General features: G+C 61.1%; 19 protein-coding genes. 4 read left to right on the plus strand and 15 right to left on the minus strand.

Annotated elements, in window-relative coordinates:
- Nucleotides 1-39 precede the first annotated feature (39 nt).
- A complete protein-coding gene (locus BCY88_RS33825) occupies nucleotides 40-1290 on the minus strand; it encodes an IS256 family transposase (RefSeq protein WP_120342987.1) in 1251 nt (416 codons plus the stop codon).
- A gap of 179 nt (nucleotides 1291-1469) precedes the next feature.
- On the opposite strand from BCY88_RS33825, the gene BCY88_RS33830 reads away from it, so the two are divergent.
- Nucleotides 1470-2015 carry an RNA 2'-phosphotransferase gene (locus BCY88_RS33830; RefSeq protein ID WP_120348452.1) on the plus strand — a complete coding sequence of 182 codons (546 nt, stop codon included), beginning with the start codon at nucleotides 1470-1472 and terminating at the stop codon, nucleotides 2013-2015.
- Between the two features lie 61 nt (nucleotides 2016-2076).
- On the opposite strand, the gene BCY88_RS33835 is transcribed toward BCY88_RS33830, so the two are convergent.
- From BCY88_RS33835 to BCY88_RS33860, 7 genes are all read right to left on the minus strand, one after another.
- Nucleotides 2077-2895 (minus strand): hypothetical protein, encoded by an 819-nt coding sequence (locus BCY88_RS33835; RefSeq protein WP_147408594.1) that lies wholly within the window; start codon nucleotides 2893-2895, stop codon nucleotides 2077-2079.
- 77 nt (nucleotides 2896-2972) lie between these two features.
- Entirely contained in the window at nucleotides 2973-3455 is a 483-nt protein-coding gene (locus BCY88_RS33840; protein WP_120348454.1) for a hypothetical protein, read from the minus strand.
- A 111-nt stretch (nucleotides 3456-3566) separates the two neighbouring features.
- Nucleotides 3567-4520, minus strand: coding sequence for a 3-hydroxyacyl-CoA dehydrogenase family protein (locus tag BCY88_RS33845; protein ID WP_183081520.1), 954 nt, complete (start codon nucleotides 4518-4520; stop codon nucleotides 3567-3569).
- A 109-nt stretch (nucleotides 4521-4629) separates the two neighbouring features.
- Nucleotides 4630-4932: a hypothetical protein gene (locus BCY88_RS33850; RefSeq protein WP_120348455.1), complete on the minus strand. Its 303-nt coding sequence runs from the start codon at nucleotides 4930-4932 to the stop codon at nucleotides 4630-4632.
- Between the two features lie 434 nt (nucleotides 4933-5366).
- Nucleotides 5367-5525 (minus strand): hypothetical protein, encoded by a 159-nt coding sequence (locus BCY88_RS40010; RefSeq protein ID WP_183081521.1) that lies wholly within the window; start codon nucleotides 5523-5525, stop codon nucleotides 5367-5369.
- A gap of 328 nt (nucleotides 5526-5853) precedes the next feature.
- Nucleotides 5854-7290, minus strand: a complete 1437-nt coding sequence (locus BCY88_RS33855) for a hypothetical protein (RefSeq protein ID WP_120348456.1) — start codon at nucleotides 7288-7290, stop codon at nucleotides 5854-5856.
- 132 nt (nucleotides 7291-7422) lie between these two features.
- Nucleotides 7423-8109 carry an MgtC/SapB family protein gene (locus BCY88_RS33860; protein ID WP_120348457.1) on the minus strand — a complete coding sequence of 229 codons (687 nt, stop codon included), beginning with the start codon at nucleotides 8107-8109 and terminating at the stop codon, nucleotides 7423-7425.
- 173 nt (nucleotides 8110-8282) lie between these two features.
- Here BCY88_RS33860 and BCY88_RS33865 point away from each other — a divergent pair, with 173 nt between their 5' ends.
- Nucleotides 8283-9389 (plus strand): AGE family epimerase/isomerase, encoded by a 1107-nt coding sequence (locus tag BCY88_RS33865; protein WP_120348458.1) that lies wholly within the window; start codon nucleotides 8283-8285, stop codon nucleotides 9387-9389.
- A 52-nt stretch (nucleotides 9390-9441) separates the two neighbouring features.
- Here BCY88_RS33865 and BCY88_RS33870 read toward each other — a convergent pair whose 3' ends face one another.
- Entirely contained in the window at nucleotides 9442-9717 is a 276-nt protein-coding gene (locus BCY88_RS33870) for a hypothetical protein (protein WP_120348459.1), read from the minus strand.
- A 219-nt stretch (nucleotides 9718-9936) separates the two neighbouring features.
- Here BCY88_RS33870 and BCY88_RS33875 point away from each other — a divergent pair, with 219 nt between their 5' ends.
- Complete coding sequence (locus BCY88_RS33875) at nucleotides 9937-10140, plus strand: cold-shock protein (RefSeq protein ID WP_007178724.1); 204 nt, start codon at nucleotides 9937-9939, stop codon at nucleotides 10138-10140.
- Nucleotides 10141-10273: 133 nt separating this feature from the next.
- Here the strand turns inward: BCY88_RS33875 and BCY88_RS33880 are convergent, their stop codons facing one another.
- Entirely contained in the window at nucleotides 10274-11896 is a 1623-nt protein-coding gene (locus tag BCY88_RS33880) for a methyl-accepting chemotaxis protein (RefSeq protein WP_120348460.1), read from the minus strand.
- Nucleotides 11897-12163: 267 nt separating this feature from the next.
- Here BCY88_RS33880 and BCY88_RS33885 point away from each other — a divergent pair, with 267 nt between their 5' ends.
- Nucleotides 12164-12598 carry a PaaI family thioesterase gene (locus BCY88_RS33885; protein WP_120348461.1) on the plus strand — a complete coding sequence of 145 codons (435 nt, stop codon included), beginning with the start codon at nucleotides 12164-12166 and terminating at the stop codon, nucleotides 12596-12598.
- 110 nt (nucleotides 12599-12708) lie between these two features.
- Here BCY88_RS33885 and BCY88_RS33890 read toward each other — a convergent pair whose 3' ends face one another.
- From BCY88_RS33890 to BCY88_RS33910, 5 genes are all read right to left on the minus strand, one after another.
- On the minus strand, nucleotides 12709-13557 hold the full coding sequence (locus BCY88_RS33890; RefSeq protein ID WP_120348462.1) for an ureidoglycolate lyase: 849 nt from the start codon (nucleotides 13555-13557) through the stop codon (nucleotides 12709-12711).
- 91 nt (nucleotides 13558-13648) lie between these two features.
- Entirely contained in the window at nucleotides 13649-14392 is a 744-nt protein-coding gene (locus BCY88_RS33895; RefSeq protein ID WP_120348463.1) for an SDR family oxidoreductase, read from the minus strand.
- A gap of 54 nt (nucleotides 14393-14446) precedes the next feature.
- Nucleotides 14447-15277, minus strand: a complete 831-nt coding sequence (locus tag BCY88_RS33900) for an amidohydrolase family protein (protein ID WP_120348467.1) — start codon at nucleotides 15275-15277, stop codon at nucleotides 14447-14449.
- Between the two features lie 7 nt (nucleotides 15278-15284).
- Entirely contained in the window at nucleotides 15285-16325 is a 1041-nt protein-coding gene (locus BCY88_RS33905; protein WP_120348464.1) for an aldo/keto reductase, read from the minus strand.
- Between the two features lie 122 nt (nucleotides 16326-16447).
- Nucleotides 16448-17596, minus strand: a 1149-nt coding sequence (locus BCY88_RS33910; protein ID WP_120348465.1) for a UxaA family hydrolase, incomplete at its 5' end; no start/stop codon positions are given.

The following is a 17596-nucleotide window of genomic DNA, read 5'->3' on the forward strand; positions in this document are numbered from 1 at the left end:
GGGGGTGTCAGAATTTCCGTGTTCAAGGCGGGTTGAGAATTACACGGATGGTCGAACGAATCGGTCCTCATAAAGTATGGCGAACTGGTTCATGGCGGCCTTCCAGTCATGAGCCGCACGCCCCCAATCGGCAGTGATGTTACGCAATGCAAGCCAGATGAGCTTCGTCGCAGCCTCGTCGGTCGGGAAGTGGCCCCGCGTTTTGATGATCTTGCGCAACTGCGAGTTGATGTTCTCAATGGCGTTCGTCGTGTATATCACCTTGCGAACCGACGGTGGAAACGCAAAGAACGGAATTACGCGATCCCAGGCGTTGCGCCACGCCGCGCTGACCGGCGGGAATTTCTGCCCCCATGGCCCATCAGCAAATGCATCGAGTTCCGCCTGCGCCGCTTCCGCGCTGGGCGCGGTGTAGATCGGGCGGATCGCTGCGGCCAGGCCCCTGCGGTCCTTCCAGCTCGCGTAATCGAGGCTGTTGCGGATCAGGTGAACAATGCAGGTCTGCAGCGTGGTGGCCGGAAACACTGCCGCCAGCGCCTCGGGCATACCCTTCAGACCATCGGTGACGGCGATCAGGATGTCGTTGACGCCGCGCGTCCTGAGGTCGTTGAACACCTTCATCCAGAACTTGGCGCCCTCGGTGTTCTCGATCCACAGGCCGAGGATATCGCGTGTGCCGTCGGGAAGAATGCCCAGCGCAAGGTAGATCGCCTTGTTGCGCACCACGGCGTCTTCGCGGATCTTGACCCGCAATGCGTCGAAGAACACCACCGGATACATCGGCTCAAGCGGGCGGCCCTGCCAGGCCGTCACTTCGGCCATGACCTCGTCGGTAACCGAGCTGATGAAATCAGGCGAGACGTCGGTGCCATACTGTTCGAGCAGAAAGCCTTGTATCTCACGCACGGTCATACCCCGGGCATACATGGCGACGATCTTGTCATCGAAACCCGTGAAGCGCCGTTCGTGCTTGGGAATCAGCAGCGGTTCGAAACTACCGTCGCGATCGCGTGGGATCTCGATACGGATCGGACCGTCCTCGGTCAGGACTGTCTTGGCGCCCGTGCCATTGCGCTGATTGGTGACGGCCGCGGGCTTTGCAGCACCGGACGTGTAGCCGAGATGATGGCTCATCTCGCCACCCAGCGCCCGCTCGATCAGCGCCTTCTTCAAGGACAACGTCGCGGCGTTGATCGCTTCGGCCGTCATCGGCCCGTTGCCGAACTTCTCAAGCAGCTCAGCGGGGATCACCGGCAGTTCTGCCGGCGTAGCTTTCGGTTTGCGAGGCATAGGTTCTCCTGGGGAGAATGATATGCCTTGAACACGAAATTAATGACAGGCCCGATTGACAGGTTTAAGCCTGTATATTTCATTTACAGCCTGTAGGCTGTATATCGATCTACACGGGCTTGCAACAGCTCCGCGTAGATCGGACATCGCTCGGGGTAAATCTCACGGAACATCGAAGAATGGACATAGACAGTAAGCAACTCAACGAGATCAGCAAATTTTTAAGCTACGTACTCCGCCATGAACCGCAGAGCATCGGCCTGCAACTCGACACGGAAGGTTGGGCCGATATCGAGAGCCTCATTGCAGGAGCGGCCAAGCAGGGTCGAACACTCGACCGGGCCATCATCCACGCCGTCGTATCGACTAACGACAAGAAACGTTTTGCCATATCCGAAGATGGTGCACGTATTCGCGCGGTACAAGGACATTCGACGCCTGCCGTACAACGCGAGTATGTCGAGACAGAGCCGCCAGAAACGCTTTATCACGGAACCGCAACGCGTTTTCTCGAATCGATTCGTGAGCAAGGGTTGAAGGCAGGCGCTCGTCACCATGTGCATCTCTCGGCGGATGAATCAACTGCCCTCGCGGTGGGAAAGCGATACGGCAGTCCTGTGATTCTTGAGATTCAAGCCTTGCGCATGTATCGGGAAGGTTTCAAATTTTTTCTGGCGGAGAATGGGGTCTGGCTCACCGACAGTGTTCCGACCAGGTTTTTTTAGTGTGCGCGGGGGAGTCGGTTTCTGAAGTCCAGATACATGCACAGAGCGCAGCACATCCTGCCTATTCTTTTTCGTCTACGCGCAACTGAAACTCGGGAGTGACGAAAAGGTCGCCCGTCGGTCCTTTCTCGGCCCGGTCGTAGGCACGTTCGGATTGAAAAAAGGCATCAACAGCCAGATGCGCCTTGACCGCTGAACGACTGGCCAGCACCGCATCGAAATTGTAAATTGTATCGGCTAGCTTGTCGGTCAACTGAAGATAAATCATTTCTTCTCCGAGTTCCTTCACGACCGCTGCTGGCGCACTCATCAGTCGATCCTTGCCAAATAGCTGAACATAGGGAGGGCCGAAGACGGTTCCCCAAAACACGTCCGGCAGCCAATGACGCAGTACGTGCGTCACAAGCATGAAGCGTTCGCCAAATGGGGTAGACGCACTGTCGAATGCAAAGTCCTTGTACCGTGCATTCGCAACATCAAGAATAGCGATGTCTGCTTCCGTACGTACGCTCAATGTTTCCAAGGCATGAACAAGTGAGTCCTGCTCCACCTCCGCCAGTTCCAAAGTCAAGTCAATGTTTGAGTGTGTATCGTTGACCATAGGCGACTTGCTACACCATCGGACAGAGAACGCCCCCTCGGCTTTTGGATACTTCTTACGTTGCCAGAAAACCGTTTCACATGTTCCTGCGGCAGGAACGAGGGCCTCGACATTTTGTGCATCGAACGTTTGATTGAGCGGTTCCCACCATCCCCATTTTTCTGGGAGGACATTCGGAAACACCTCCTCATAGGTGCGCACGGCCCTGAGAAAGTCCATTGGAGAGCGTAGCGACAGCGGACTTAACACGTTGACGCAGACCGGATCTTTAAATCTCATTCGAGGTTCCTCATGACTTACCCCACGGCGTGAACTTACCGGTGCCGGGATCGTACACTCGAATCGATCCTCCCGACCTATTGATAAGCGCCTGAAGCGGCCCGGAGATGGTCTGCGTGCGCAAGCACACAACCCGGACTACCCTCCGCAAAAACCGAAGACTTGTCGGTCGAAGCCGCACCGATCGCGCCGGCGCCCACCATCCCGAGGTCGCCGATCATGCTGTTCCCAAATGCTCGACCGAAGCTGCCTCCATACACCGCCGTGTCGATACCAGTAGTCACCAATCCTCGTTCAGCGATCGTGCCCAGTGATGCGAGTTGCGTTGGATCGGCGGTAATGGTCGTCTGCGCGGCCGCAGTGGGCGCGACGGCGCCGTTGCCTAGCGACTGAACGTGAACGTTGAGCGTGACATTGCCTTGCGCGGTGATCTGCCCATCCTTGTTCGACAGGGATCCGGCGGTAAGCGAGATCGAATTGCCCGCCGAAATCACGCCAGACGTCCCGGCCTGCTGAGTGGTGCTTGTCTGGTACATCGTTGGCAACGTAAAAGGTGCCATCGCAAGCGCGTGCGGGTCGGGTGCGGCACCGACATACCAGAGGTCCTGCGTCTGTCCATCCGGGCCCGTGGTGACCAGATACTTGTTAAGCCAGATGCACCCGCAACGTCACTAACCGCGACCAATCACCTGCTTGCGGCCTTCCTTGACTCGCGCCAGATGTGCCTCGTCCCATTCATAGAAACCAGCACCGCTGCGCACGCCGACGCGCCCCGCGTTGACCTGCGCTCTTAGCAGATCAAGCACGTCTTCGTCTTTCGCGAGTTCCGGCATCAGATGTGTGGAGATGTCGAGGAAGGTGTCGAGGCCGCCCATGTCCGCGCCCTCGAACGGTCCGACAATCCCCCATCGGCGTCCAAGCGACGCCTTCATGACCCGATCGACCACGTCGGGCGTGGCGGCCCCCGAGCGCACGATGTTCAACGCCTCGCGCAGCACCGCGAACTGCAGCCGGTTGCCGACAAAGCCCGGAATCGCTTTTGCCAGCACCACGGGCTCCATACCGATTGCACTCATCAACGCGGCGGTCTGCCTGGTGACTTCCGGCGCGGTAGCAGTGCCCGGCACCACTTCGACAAGCGGAATCATGTGCGGCGGATTCCAGAAGTGAGCGATCAGAAAACGCTCCTTCGCGCGCAACGGAGTGGCTAGTTGATCAGGCGGAAAACCGCTGGTATTGCTCGCGAGGATTGCATCGTCCGCCATCAACCCGGCTAGCGACGCATACAGGCGATGCTTCAGTTCAAGCACCTCGGGAATCGCCTCGATAACGAATTGCGCCGAAGCCATGACCTCGAGTTGCGCATGTGTCTCGATGCGTGCGAGTGCCGCCTGTTTGGCGGTGTCATCGATGCGTCCGGCGTCGATCAGTTCGTCGAGCACCGCTTGCGCCTTCGGCGCGACGCTCGCAAGACGCGCCGGGTCGACGTCGTGAACGATCGTCCGGTGCCCATGCAATGCACTTTGCGTCGCAATGCCGACGCCCATCAATCCCGTGCCCACTACCCCTATGACTGCCTTGTCCACGCCGCTCTCCCGCTGCCGTCGATGAAAGCGTTCAAGCATAGCGCAGCGCACCGTTTTGCAAGACTGAACGCAACAAAGCCGGTCTCCTGTGAAGGAGGACCGGCTTTGCGAACTTCACACCGCGACACGCGGCGCCGTCATACACGCATTAATAGCGCGGCGGCGGCGGACGACGGTCGTCGTGGTGGTGCGGATCGTAGTCGTGCGGATGATGGTGCATCCATTCGTCATGGGCCCAGTAGCGATGGCCGTCCCAGTAACGATCGCCATGCCAGCCGATGTTGATCGACACGTCTACCGGCATCAGGTGAGGTTGACCGTAAACCACCGGCCCCGGACCATTCTCAACGATCACCCGTTCCTGGGCGAACGCGCTGCCGGCCGCGATCAACGCGCCGCCTGCCAGCAGGGTTGCAATGATCGAACGCGACATCTTGTTAAAGGTTTTCATAGTGACCTCCCATGCAAAAGTTTCGTATCAAGCCGGCGTCCGTGTTTGGTCGGCATCGAACCGCGATTTCGGGTTCGGACCAGACGCCGTACGCTTGAAACCAACTGTAGCGGTGCAAACTGCATGAAGACGTGAGCACTTGTAAGCACACGTTTCGTAGAAAGGGACGGATGAAATGCCGTCTTTTTGGGGTTCGCCGCCCGTCTGCAGCCGATGCGCGACGGATCAACCGAATGGCAGGACGGCGCCGTGTCAGCCGCCGTTACACTCATTTCGGCCGGGAAATATTCGGAAAGACGAGGAATGAGGCGGTAAGCGCCCAAAAAACAAAAGCCACGGCTCGCGTTTCGCGGGCGGTGGCTTCAATGACACGAGCGCACTCAACGTGCGCGCCTATGCGCGGTGGTCCGCGCTCAGGCCTTACAAGCTTACTTTTAGTCGCTCAGCTTGATGCCGAACAACGTAGCTTGCGCTTTGCGCGCGCGCTCTGCTTCGCGGCTACGCGCTGCATACGAATAGTCCGAATCCAGCGGCAGATGGGGCGACGCAAAGAGGTCGCTGACCTTTTGGAACAATGCAAAAATGAAGCTCATGGCGACTCCCGGTTGGTTACTGCATTTGCTAGGGTTTTCCCTTAAGAAGCATTTTAGGGTTTTCCCTAGTAAAAAGCTAGTGCAATGCAGCAATTTCCCGGGTGTGGTGTGTTGCCACAGGGTTTTTGTCCATGGTGCGTCGCATCATGACAACGTCCCTTTTTTCATATTTGAGGGTCAAAACTTCCGCCTGCTGGAGCGTACGTGGCTGCGGCCGCCCGCTGCACGGGGGTTTTGCGCTCGTCACGCTTTGCGATGATTGACCAGGATGGCACCGACGGCGTCTGACGCCGCAGCCGGCTCTCGCCGGCGCGGCGGTCACTGAAGATCAGTGCGAATTGGCTGCTTTCGGCTTGTGCACGTGCTGGGCTCGCACGCTGCGTTTGACATGAGCCGGCGCGGCCGCGGCTGGCTGGAGCGCCGCGGTTGCCGCTGCATCAGAAGCGGCAGTGGCCGCCGCTGCGGTGGCCATCGCCATGTGAGTGTCGAGCAGACTGGCCATGGCGGCCTGCTGGTTCTGCATCATCTGTTCGATGCGGTGCTGCTGGGCGGTAGTTTCACGGGTCAGGCGCATCAGAAGCACGGTCTGCGTGATGCCGATCGCGACCGTCATCAGCAACGCACCCACCACGATCGACAACATCCATTTCATGCGGCGTGAATGGTCGGTCGCCGCGTGGCGTTGATCGGCAATCACGCCATACAGGGCGTCGACGGTATCGGCAAAGGCCGTCGCCCGCGCGCGGTCGAGCTCAGGCGCGGCGCGCAGCGCTGCTGCGGCAGCTTCGGCGCGCTGAGCTTCCCGGAAGGAGGGCGTTGCGAAACCCGCGCTGGCGTGTGTGGATGCAGATGCAGGCGCGCTCGTAGCCGACGACGCGGCCACATTGCCCGACGGCTTGACGCCCGGCTTCGACCCGGCAGTCACCGCGCCGGCTTCAGATTCCGGCGAAGAGAACGAACGCCCAATTCCAGCTTCGGATTCCGGCGAAGACGACGCGCGGTCCACTCCCGCATTCGCGGCTCCGGCATTTGTTGCCCCGCCATTCGCGGCTTCAGCCCCGGCGGCTTCTCGCGAGGCCGTCGTCGCCTTGGCAAAGGTCGCCGCAAAGCGCTGCGGCGGCACAGTCGGCTTGACGCCGCCCGAACTCGTGGCTGCGGCCGTATCCGCCGTCGTGGCGCCCGGTTCGGCCGCCTGGCGCAGCGCGGTCACGCTGCGCGCCACGGTCGCCGCCGCCATCGCAGGCGTGAGCGGCGTGACCACCTCACGCGCCGATGCCGCCGGCTTCTCTTCGGCCGGCGCGTCTGCGGGCGCCTGCGCATCCCCGAAAGCCAGCTCGCCGACCGGCAATGCCGGCGCCTCGACGGCCTCCGTCTCCAGCCCGCTCAATTGCGCATTCACGGGCACCGGTTCATCGGCCTTCGTGGCACGCGGCGCACGGCGCGCCGCTCTTGCCTCCAGCGACAAGCCATCGGCGTCGATCACGCCGACCGCGGCCAGCACCACATCGGGTAATTCGAAGCCATGCAGCGTGCCCTGCCGGACGTCGATGTTCATCGCCTCCAGCGTGGCGCGGGTGGGATCGTCAGGGAACAGGTCGAGCGTGCTGTCGTCGCGTGAGGCATCGCTCAGTTGCGCGAGACGTTGTGCCGAGCGCGCGGCGCGCGCCAGCTTGTTTTCAGTTTCGGTCGAGACGGTGGCCTGACGCCGCTTCTTCGAAGCGGCGCGCTGAGGCCGGGACTGCGTGGATGCTGCGGAATCTGCCATAGAGAAAAAAGCGGTCGTCGCCGGAAAGCGGGCGCCGAGCACCGCTCGTCAATGCCGTTGGAATTTTTCGAGACCGCATTGTCGCATGGCCGCCCGCCCCAGCCGAAGCCATTCGCCGACGTTTTTCCGTTTTTAAGACGACGCCTCGTCCTGCCGGAACTGCTTGACGCCATGCAACTGACGCAAGCGTGCGCAGATCGCTTCATATTCGGTATTCGACACGCGGTGCAAGGTGATGGTTACCTCGTCGCATTCCGGCGCGTCGTCGCTTTGTTGCATCACGAATTGCTTGACGCGCGGGCTCGCGGCGCCGAGTTCGTCGTGCAGCGAATGGAAGGTCAAGGTGCCGCGCTCGACGATCATCGTCAGCTGGCGCCGTTGCTTGACCGTGATGAAACGGCGCTCGAGCGGCTTGATCCCGGCAAGGATGATCAAAATGATGATGGTCGCGGCAATCGACGCCGTGTACAACCCGCCGCCGACCGCCAGCCCGATCGCCGCGACCGACCAGAGGCTTGCCGCCGTCGTCAGTCCGCGCACAATCTCGCCGCGCAGCAGGATCGAACCCGCGCCAAGAAAGCCGATGCCTGAGACTACCTGAGCGGCCATCCGGGACGGATCGAGCACGACATGGTCGCCCGTCAGCACTTCGGCGAAGCCATAGGCCGACACGATCATAATGAGCGCCGAACCCACGCAAACCAGCATATGCGTGCGCAACCCCGCGGCCCATGAAAGCCGTTCGCGCTCGAAGCCGATTACGCTGCCGAGCGCGGCGGCCAGCACCAGACGGGAAATGAGTTCAAGGTTCCCCAACATTGTTGTTCCTCCTTATCTGAAATTATTTGATGCGTATTGCATAACTGCGGCGGGGTGCCACCGGCAGCGGTTTGCTTTATGCTTGGCCGCACGCCGGTGCCCTGAGTGCGACAAGCCAAGTCCGCAGGCACCTTGAATGACCGCATTGATGACCGCCTTTGACCGACCGAACTATGCAGAGCATGCCCCCTTCCGATTCGACGATCACCCCCGCCGCCACACTGCGTGATCACTTCACTCGCGTGGTGCTGCCGCTGTGGCGCGGGCCAGGTTTCAACGCCACGCTGAAGCTGCCGTACGAAGCGGTCAGCGCCGAGGGCCCCGAGCCGTTGCCCGTGCAACGCTACCGGGCGATGGCGTGCGCGCGGCAATTGTTCGTGTTCTCGCAAGCGGGCGATGCGGCTCACGCCCAGGTGCTGTTCGACTCGCTGATCCACACCTTTCAGGACACGCGCCACGGCGGATGGTTCTTTAGCGTGGATGCGCAGGGTGCGCCGCTCGACACCACCAAAGACCTGTACACCCACGCATTCGTCGTGTTCGCCTGTGCGGTATATGGCGGCCGTTCGGGCAACAGGGACGCACTGGACGTCGTGCATCGCACGTCGGCGCTGATTCAGTCGCACTTCGCGGCCGCTGGCGACCTGTTCAACGCCGCGCTCACTGCGGACTTTGCCCGCGTGACCGGCACGCCGATCCAGAATCCGCTGATGCACCTCACCGAAGCCTGGCTGGCAGCTCGCCACGCCACGGGCGACATCGCCTTCGACGCCGCGCTGCAGCGTCTTGCCGGCGCCATCGCGCATCACTTCGTGCATGCGCCGACTGGCTGCGTCGCCGAATTGCCGATTGGCGCGGAAGATAACCGTCTGGAACCGGGCCACCAGTTCGAGTGGTTCTGGCTCGTCAAGCAGGCGGGCGCGCTATTCGAAGCGACCGGACTCGAAGAATCGCTGACGCGCGCTTTCCGCTTCGCCCAGCAATATGGCGTGGACGCGCAGACAGGCGGCGTATGCGCCTCGCTCGACGAAACCGGGCGAATCAAGGACGCCACCCAGCGGATCTGGGCTCAGACAGAATATCTGCGTGCCCTGGCGAGCCATGACGACCCCGCCGTGCTCGCCGCGCTGCCGCAACAGATCGAGCTTTTCCGGCACCGCTTCCTGCGTCCGCAGGGCTGGTTCGAATGCAAAACGGCCGCCGGTGACGTGGCGCGTGCCGACATGCCGTCGACCACCCCCTATCACCTCGCGACCGCCTATGACGCGTTGCCGGGCTGAACGCCGGCCGCCGTCTTCCGGGCACCGGCATTAAAGCCGACTGGCCGGTCAATCAATATGCTTCGCGTTGCCAGGGGCCCCAATCGGCGTCGGCAGTCTTGAATCGCGTGTAGGTCGCGCTTTGTCCGGTGGGGGTGTCCGAGATGTCGCCGTGCGGCTTTTTATCGGTGGTGTGAAGGGCAAAAGCCTGGTGATTTTCGGTGTCGATCGTGATGCGGCCGACTGGGTCCAGGGTGCCTTCTTGAGGTAAATTCGACTCCAATATCGCGAGATAAGGTGTCAAACGACTCCAGAACGAGGTAAGTTCTTCTTGCAAATAATGTGTCAATGTTTTTCCTGGAAAAGTAATACAAGCAGTTTACCCTACCGGCCGGAGCATCCCTGCAAAATGCTTTCCGGGCCCCAAAAGGGCCCAATCGGGGGAATACCCGAATACGGGTTGATTGGCGTCCATCATAAAGACGTGATACAACTCTCACTTCGCGCTCGATCTCACGTTGAGAAATAGCGGTCGCGAATGCAACACACAACATTTATTGGATCAAAAATGGCAACAGGTACTGTGAAGTGGTTTAACGATGCAAAGGGCTTTGGCTTCATCACGCCGGACGACGGCGGTGAAGATCTCTTCGCACACTTTTCGGAAGTTCAAGGCAGCGGCTTCAAGTCCCTGCAGGAAAACCAGAAGGTGACGTTCGAAGTTAAGCAAGGCCCGAAGGGCAAGCAGGCTGCGAACATCCAGCCGGCCTAAGTACCTTCCGGTACTTGAAGCACCCTTAGGCGCTCGCGTCTAATGCAAAATGGCCCGCTTTCGCGGGCCATTTTCTTTTGCGGATGCCCTCTTTTGGGGCGCCGCTGCCAGGTCTGTACAGCCCCTGTCCGACTCAGATTGCCCGTATGCCGGACAGCCCGAACGCGGCCGTTTGCCCGTGTAAATCGTCCATTTGTTGCATCCGCAACACAGTTTCCGAAATTTCGAAGACAGAGACCGCTTCCTTCAGTTGCTGCGTCTGCTGATGCAGTGAAGCTGCCGCTGCAGCGGCTTGTTCGACGAGTGCCGCGTTCTGCTGCGTCATCTCGTCCATCTGCACCACCGCCTGGTTGACCTGCTCGATGCCCGTGCTCTGCTCGAGCGACGACGCGCTGATTTCCGCCATCATCTGGGTGACGCGCGAGATCGACGCGGAAACGTTGCTCATCGCTTCGCCGGCATGCTCGACCAGCGTTGAGCCGCCCTGAATCTCGGCGACCGATTCGCTGATCAACGTCTTGATTTCCTTGGCCGACTGCGCGCTACGCTGGGCCAAGCCGCGCACCTCGCCCGCCACCACGGCAAAGCCACGGCCCTGCTCGCCCGCGCGGGCGGCTTCGACGGCCGCGTTCAACGCGAGAATATTGGTCTGGAACGCAATGCCGTCGATCACTGAAATGATCTCGGCGATCTTGTCCGAGCTTTGCGCGATGCCGCGCATCTTGTCGACCACCTCGTTGACCACCTGGCTGCCGCGCGAGGTCGCCTCGAGCGCGGTTTCTGCAAGCGCATTGGCTTCGCGAGCGTGATCGGCGTTCTGGCGCACCGTGGCGGTCAATTCCTCCATGCTCGACGCAGTTTCTTCGAGCGACGCCGCCTGGTTTTCCGTGCGAGCCGACAAATCGGCGTTGCCGGTCGCGATTTCGTCGGCACCGAGGTGAATCGAGTCGGCGGATTCGCGCACGGTTTGCACGGTACGCGCCACGCTCGCCTGCATTTTCGCGAGACCCGAGAACAGCCGGCCGATCTCGTTGCTGCCACGCGAAGCGATCGGCTGGTCGAGACGCCCTTGCGCGATGCGGTCGAAGTGACGGCCGGCTTCTTCCAGCGGCGCCACTACGCCCTTGCGAAGCGCGGCATACACGCCGACCGTGCCCGCCACCAGGAGCAGCAGGATCGCGATGCTGACGGCGCGGAACATCGCCATGCGGCTGTCGATCGAATCGATCGACGCCCGGCTCGCCGCCGTGCCGAATTGCACGAAATTATGCGACTCGCCGAGATAGGCGTCCTGGAAGCCCTGGGTGGGCTGATCCAGAAACGCCTGAATATTGTTCGAGTCGAGAAACTGCGCCAACTCCGTCAGCGCGTCGTGCAACTTCTTGTACTTCTCGGCCAGCGCGGTGGCGCGTGCCGTGTTTTCATCGCTGGTCTTCTGCGCGCTCATGAACGCGTTGAAGGATTGATCGGCGGCCGTCAGCTGTTCGCGGGCATGCTGCACGATGTCGGCCGGCTCACCGCCGCCGCGCACCATGCGCGTACCGGCGCGCGAGAGGTTGATGCGCGCATCCATCAGGTGCTGGGTCGTTTCATTGACCGCATCCACCTGCCTCAAGGCAATGTTCGACAGGTCGCCCACGTCGTCATGCGTGCGCGTGAGCGACCAGAACCCCAGCCCCACCGTGACAAGCTGAAAAACGCAGAACGCGGCCAGAACACACAACAGGCCGGATGCGACCTTGATCTTGCTGAACATCGTGAATACCTAAAGCAAAGAATGACGGGACCTACGTCAGGGTTAACGGCAAGCCTGAACTTTGCTGAAGATCAATTTCCCGAAAGATCGCCTTACATCCCCTTTTCCTCGGCCAACTCCGCAATTCTTGTTGTTTTGCGCAACAATGCCGCGCAGATATTTTGGATTCACCTTGACGCGATGCATCAGCGCTTCCTAGAGTGGGTAGGGACTGCACAATGCACGCCGGTGCAGATGCCACTACGGGCGACACCCGAAGGAATCACGATGACCGACATCCTCGACCGGGCGCGCGGCGCACTGCATGCCCAGCCCTTCAGCATGCTGCTAGGCACCGAGCTGATGCATACGGGCACCACCGAATTGACGCTATGCCTGCCGATCCGCGACGAATTGCGGCAACAGCATGGCTTCGTGCACGGCGGCGTTATCAGCTATCTCGCCGACAATGCGCTGACATTCGCTGGCGCGCTGTCGCTGGGTCCGAAGGTCGTGACGGGCGAGTACAAGATCAACTATCTGCGGCCGGTGGTGAACGGCACACTGATCGCGCGGGCGAGGGTGGTCTACGCGGGCCGGCTTCAGGCAACCTGCCAGTGCAACGTGTATGTGATGGATGGCGGCCGTGAGAAGCTCGTCGCGGTTGCACAGGGCACGATCAATCGCATCAGCGAAAACGGCGAGCACGAACAGGCAGGCTAAGCGAGCGAAAGGCGCGAAGCTTAGAAGAAAAAGAGAAAAGGCCGTTCCCGCATCGTGCGGGAACGGCCTTCGCTTTTCGCATCAACCACGCTTTTCAACCGGCGGGCGAATCACTCGGCCGCGTAGGTCTTTTGCGTTTGTTCGCCGAGACCTTCGATACCGAGGCGGATCGTCTGGCCCGGCTTCAGAAACACCGGATTCGGCTTCACGCCCATGCCGACACCCGGCGGCGTGCCGGTCGAAATCACGTCGCCCGGTTGCAGGCTCATGCACTGCGATACGTACGACACCAGCTTCGCCACGCCGAATACCATCGTCTTCGTGCTGCCGTTCTGATAGCGGTGGCCGTCCACTTCGAGCCACAGGCTCAGGTTCTGCGGATTGGCCACTTCATCGCGTGTCACGACCCACGGACCGATCGGGCCGAACGTATCAAAGCCCTTGCCCTTGTCCCACGTGCCGCCGCGTTCGATCTGCCATTCGCGCTCCGACACGTCGTTGATCACGCAGTAACCCGCGACATAATCGAGCGCGTTGGCTTCGTCGATATATTTCGCGGGCTTGCCGATCACCACGCCGAGTTCGACTTCCCAGTCGGTCTTCTTCGAGCCGCGCGGAATTTCCACGTCGTCGTTCGGGCCGCAGATCGCGCTCGTCCACTTGTTGAAAATCACGGGTTCCGACGGCACCGGCAGATTCGATTCGGCCGCGTGATCCGCGTAGTTCAGGCCGATACAGATGAACTTGCCGATCTTGCCGACACACGGACCGATACGCGGGTTGCCTTCCACAACCGGCAGCGAAGCCGGATCGAGCGCGCGCAGCCTGGCGAGGCTTTCGTCGGTCAGCGTGGCGCCGTCGATATCGCCAACCACCTTCGACAGATCGCGAATCTTGCCTTGGGCGTCGAGCAAGCCCGGCTTTTCCTGGCCTTTCGGCCCATAGCGAAGCAATTTCATCCTGGCACTTCCTTTCAGTGATAGTCGGTTCTTGTTTCGGGTCGCATTCGGGTTATTACTTCAGCGGGTGTCCAATGGGGACCCGCGCGCATCAGTTCGACCAGCCGCCGTCGATCACATGCGCGTGACCGGTAGTAAACGACGATTCGTCAGATGCGAGATACAGCGCCAACGCGGCGATCTCTTCCGGTTTGCCGATACGGCCCATCGGCTGACGCGCGACAAAGGCCGCCTGCACAGCCTCGAGCGTCGCGCCTTGCGCCTTGGCCTGCTCGACGATCCGCTGTTCGAGCGACGGTGAAGCCACCGTGCCCGGGCAGATCGCGTTACAGCGTACACCACGCGTAATGAAGTCTGCAGCGACAGACTTGGTCAGCCCGATCACCGCGGCTTTCGACGCGCTGTATGCAAAGCGGTTCGGCACACCCTTCACGCTCGACGCCGCCGACGACATATTGATGATCGACCCGCCGCCCTTCTCCAGCATGGCGGGTAAAAACGCGCGAATCATGCGGTACATGGCCTTCGCATTCAGGTCGAAGGCGAAGTCCCAATCTTCTTCACTGCATTCGAGGATGTTACCGGCGTGCACGAAGCCCGCGCAGTTGAACAGCACGTCGATCGAGCCGAGTTCGGCCGCCAGCGCCTTGATCGCCGCGTTGTCGCGCACGTCGAGCTTGCGCGCTTCGACCGGCTTGCCGGCGAGTCCGTCGATGCGGATATCGGTGGCGATCACGCGCGCGCCTTCGCGCGCGAATAGTTCCGCCGTGGCGAGACCAATGCCTTGTCCTGCCGCGGTGATCAGGGCCGTCTTGCCGGCCAGTCTTTGTGTCATCTACGACTCCAGTTGAATGGGCTTCTCTTGTCTTCGCAACGCATCTTCGTCACATCAAAGCCGATAAAACGCAGCGGCGTTGCCGCCAAAAACCGCCTCACGCTCGGCGTCGCTCAAAGACGCGAGCAACGTATTCGCCACCGAGTGCCAGATCAGATAATCGCCGTTCAGATCGAGCACCGGCCAGTCGCTGCCCCACATCAAACGCGCGGGGCCAAATGACTTCAGCAGATGATCGACGTACGGATGCAGCGTTTCTTCGGTCCAGCCAGGTGAGGCCTCCGTAACGAGACCCGAGAGCTTGCAATGCACTTGCGGCAGTTGAGCAAGCCGCTTAATCGCGTCGGCCCACGTTGGCCAACCCGCGCGACCGTAGCGGATCGGCGGCTTCGCACCGTGATCCACGACGATGCGCAACGCGGGAAAACGTGCCGCAAAAGTCTCGAAGTATTCGACATGCCGCGCGTAAATCAATGCGTCGAACGCAAGGTCGTGCGCGATCAACGTGTCGATTGCGGGCGCAAGATCCGGGTTGGCGATCCACGAGTCGTCCGGTAAATCCTGCAGCATCGGCCGCACGCCCTTGAACTTCGGCTCATGTGCAAGCGCTTCGATCACGGCCGGCGCGTTGGGCAACAGCAACGGCACCCAGCCCACCACGCCCGCAATCGAGGGTTCGTTGCGCGCGACGTCCAGCAAGTAACGGGTTTCATCGAGAGTGGGCGCCGCCTGCACTACCACCGTCCGCTCAATGCCCGCTGTTTCGCGCAACGGTTTGAGATCGGCGGGACCAAACGGCCGGTACAGGATCTTCAGCTCTGGCGTGAGCCACTCATAGTCGCCGCGAGCGGGATCCCAGTAATGCTGGTGCGCGTCGATAGGCATCGTCAAATCAATCCTCTGGCGCGGGCGCGCGGCTGTCGAGCAAGCCCTTGTCACGCAACGCGGACCACAACTCCGCGGGAATTGGCAACTCGAACGACGCGACGTTCTCACGCAATTCGCCGACACTGCGCGCGCCGGTCAACACCGTGGCGACCGCCGGATGCGCATACGGAAACTGCAAGGCCGCGGCGGCAAGCGGCACGCCATGCACGCGGCACACCGCTTCGAGCCGCGCGACGCGTTCGATGATTTCGCTCGGCGCGTCACCGTAGTTGAATTTCAGATCGCCGCCGACGCCGCGCGCCAGAATGCCCGAATTGAACGCGCCGCCTAACAGGATGCTGACGCCGCGTCGTTCACATGCTGGGAGCAGATCGTCGAGCGTGCTCTGTTCAAGCAGCGTATAACGGCCCGCGAGCAACGCGCAATCGATATCGAATTCAGCCATCGCGTCGAGTATGGCCGCGCCTTCATTAACGCCGAGCCCAACCGCCTTCACCGCGCCCGAGGAACGCAAATCGTCGAGCGCGCGAAAGCCGCCGCCTTCGGTCAGTTGCCGCCAGTAATGGGGGTTGTTGTCGCCATGCGTGACAACGCCGATATCGTGCACGAGAAGAATGTCGATATCGACAATGCCGAGGCGTTGCTGGCTGTCTTCGAACGAACGCAGAATGCCGTCGTGCGTGTAGTCGTAGATCGCCTGGAACGGCAACGGGTCTTGCCAGCCCTCGCTGCCGTCGTAGGGCGTGGTGCGCGGTACGAAGCGGCGCCCGACCTTGGTGGACAGCACGTATTCGCTGCGCGGATAGCCGCGCAGCGCGTCGCCCAGACGGTGCTCGGCCTTCGTGTGACCGTAGTGTGGCGCAGTGTCGAAAAAACGCACGCCGGCGTCCCACGCAGCGGCAATGGTCGCGTGCGCTTCTTCGTCGGACAGATCGCGATAGAGGCCGCCCAAAGGCGCCGTGCCGAGTCCCAATCCGCTCACTCGTAGTGCACGGCGGCCAATGCCGCGCCGCTGTTCGATCTTCGAACCGATCGTTGCCGTCATGGACCACGTCTCCTGTTTATGATGTTTTAACACGTGCTGACGATGTTTGCCCACCGCCCTGACGGTCGCTGCATCAATCACGGCTTCGCCGTCGATAGACAGGGTCGATAGGCCGGATTCGCTCAGTGCCGCGCGATCGCAACAACCTGATGCGGCGGCACCGCGTTCGATGGCAAGCAGGCCGGCCCCACCGGTTCAAAAGTCTTGTACGTCAGAATGAATTCCTGATGACCCAGCGTTTCAGATTTCGATGCCGCACCGAGCGACACCGCGACCGTTTGCTCGAACACTTCCCGGCCGACTTCGTCGAGTGTGCCGCGGCCTTCGAGAATGCGGCCTGCATCGACGTCCATATCGCCGGCGAGATTGCGGTACGTCGCGGGATTCGCGCAGACCTTGATGACCGGCGAGATCGCCGAGCCAACCACCGACCCACGTCCGGTTGTGAACAGAATCACATGCGCGCCGCAGGCGATCAGTTCGCCGATTTCCGCGTTGTCGCTAATGTTCGGAAAGCCGAAACGCGGCTCGCCGTCGGGTACGACGTCGAGAAGATAAAGGCCGCCGGTCGGCGGAACGTCCCCGGGTTTGATGATGCCGACAATCGGCGACGCGCCGCTTTTCGCATACGCGCCCAAAGATTTTTCCTCCTGCGTGGTGAGGCCACCGTCCGCATTGCCGACCGCAAAACTGCCATGCCCGAGGATCGAGTAGTAGCGCGCCGCCTTCGCCACGCACGCAACGATCTCATCGCCGAGATCCGGCCGTGCCGCGCGCGTTTTCATATGTAACTCACAGCCCACCAGTTCGCCGGTTTCTTCGAAGATACAAGTTGCGCCTGCGTCGATCAGATGATCGAACGCGCGGCCCACGGCCGGATTCGCGGTAATGCCGCTGGTGCCGTCCGAGCCGCCGCAGATCGTGCCGATCACCAGTTCGCTCAGCGCCATCGGCACCTTCTGCTGCGCGGCAAGTTGCTTGCGTGCGCCGCGAATCCAGTCGACGCCGTATTGAATCGTGCTGCGCGTGCCGCCTTTTTCCTGAATCGTCAGCACTTCCACGGGACGGCCGCTCGCGCGCACGACGTCGACGAGGTAGTGCTTGTTCATGCTCTCGCAGCCGAGCGACACAAACAGCACCGCACCTACGTTTGGATGGGTGGTAAGCCGTTCCAGCATCTTCTCGGCGTACCCATTCGGATAGCAGCCGGGAAAGCCGATCAGATGCACCGGCGGTTCGCGCTCGGCGGAGGGGTCGTCGAATGCATCGAA

The sequence above is a fragment of the Paraburkholderia fungorum genome, assembly GCF_003610895.1.
In the GTDB taxonomy this organism is placed as follows: Bacteria; Pseudomonadota; Gammaproteobacteria; order Burkholderiales; family Burkholderiaceae; genus Paraburkholderia; species Paraburkholderia fungorum_B.

What these genes read in the sequence shown, in the direction of transcription:
- BCY88_RS33825 (WP_120342987.1), bottom strand. Translation starts at nt 1,290, where the DNA reads ATGCCTCGCAAACCGAAAGCTACGCCGGCAGAACTGCCGGTGATCCCC.
- BCY88_RS33830 (WP_120348452.1), top strand. Translation starts at nt 1,470, where the DNA reads ATGGACATAGACAGTAAGCAACTCAACGAGATCAGCAAATTTTTAAGC.
- BCY88_RS33835 (WP_147408594.1), bottom strand. Translation starts at nt 2,895, where the DNA reads ATGAGATTTAAAGATCCGGTCTGCGTCAACGTGTTAAGTCCGCTGTCG.
- BCY88_RS33840 (WP_120348454.1), bottom strand. Translation starts at nt 3,455, where the DNA reads ATGGCACCTTTTACGTTGCCAACGATGTACCAGACAAGCACCACTCAG.
- BCY88_RS33845 (WP_183081520.1), bottom strand. Translation starts at nt 4,520, where the DNA reads ATGCTTGAACGCTTTCATCGACGGCAGCGGGAGAGCGGCGTGGACAAG.
- BCY88_RS33850 (WP_120348455.1), bottom strand. Translation starts at nt 4,932, where the DNA reads ATGAAAACCTTTAACAAGATGTCGCGTTCGATCATTGCAACCCTGCTG.
- BCY88_RS40010 (WP_183081521.1), bottom strand. Translation starts at nt 5,525, where the DNA reads ATGAGCTTCATTTTTGCATTGTTCCAAAAGGTCAGCGACCTCTTTGCG.
- BCY88_RS33855 (WP_120348456.1), bottom strand. Translation starts at nt 7,290, where the DNA reads ATGGCAGATTCCGCAGCATCCACGCAGTCCCGGCCTCAGCGCGCCGCT.
- BCY88_RS33860 (WP_120348457.1), bottom strand. Translation starts at nt 8,109, where the DNA reads ATGTTGGGGAACCTTGAACTCATTTCCCGTCTGGTGCTGGCCGCCGCG.
- BCY88_RS33865 (WP_120348458.1), top strand. Translation starts at nt 8,283, where the DNA reads ATGCAGAGCATGCCCCCTTCCGATTCGACGATCACCCCCGCCGCCACA.
- BCY88_RS33875 (WP_007178724.1), top strand. Translation starts at nt 9,937, where the DNA reads ATGGCAACAGGTACTGTGAAGTGGTTTAACGATGCAAAGGGCTTTGGC.
- BCY88_RS33880 (WP_120348460.1), bottom strand. Translation starts at nt 11,896, where the DNA reads ATGTTCAGCAAGATCAAGGTCGCATCCGGCCTGTTGTGTGTTCTGGCC.
- BCY88_RS33885 (WP_120348461.1), top strand. Translation starts at nt 12,164, where the DNA reads ATGACCGACATCCTCGACCGGGCGCGCGGCGCACTGCATGCCCAGCCC.
- BCY88_RS33890 (WP_120348462.1), bottom strand. Translation starts at nt 13,557, where the DNA reads ATGAAATTGCTTCGCTATGGGCCGAAAGGCCAGGAAAAGCCGGGCTTG.
- BCY88_RS33895 (WP_120348463.1), bottom strand. Translation starts at nt 14,392, where the DNA reads ATGACACAAAGACTGGCCGGCAAGACGGCCCTGATCACCGCGGCAGGA.
- BCY88_RS33900 (WP_120348467.1), bottom strand. Translation starts at nt 15,277, where the DNA reads ATGCCTATCGACGCGCACCAGCATTACTGGGATCCCGCTCGCGGCGAC.
- BCY88_RS33905 (WP_120348464.1), bottom strand. Translation starts at nt 16,325, where the DNA reads ATGACGGCAACGATCGGTTCGAAGATCGAACAGCGGCGCGGCATTGGC.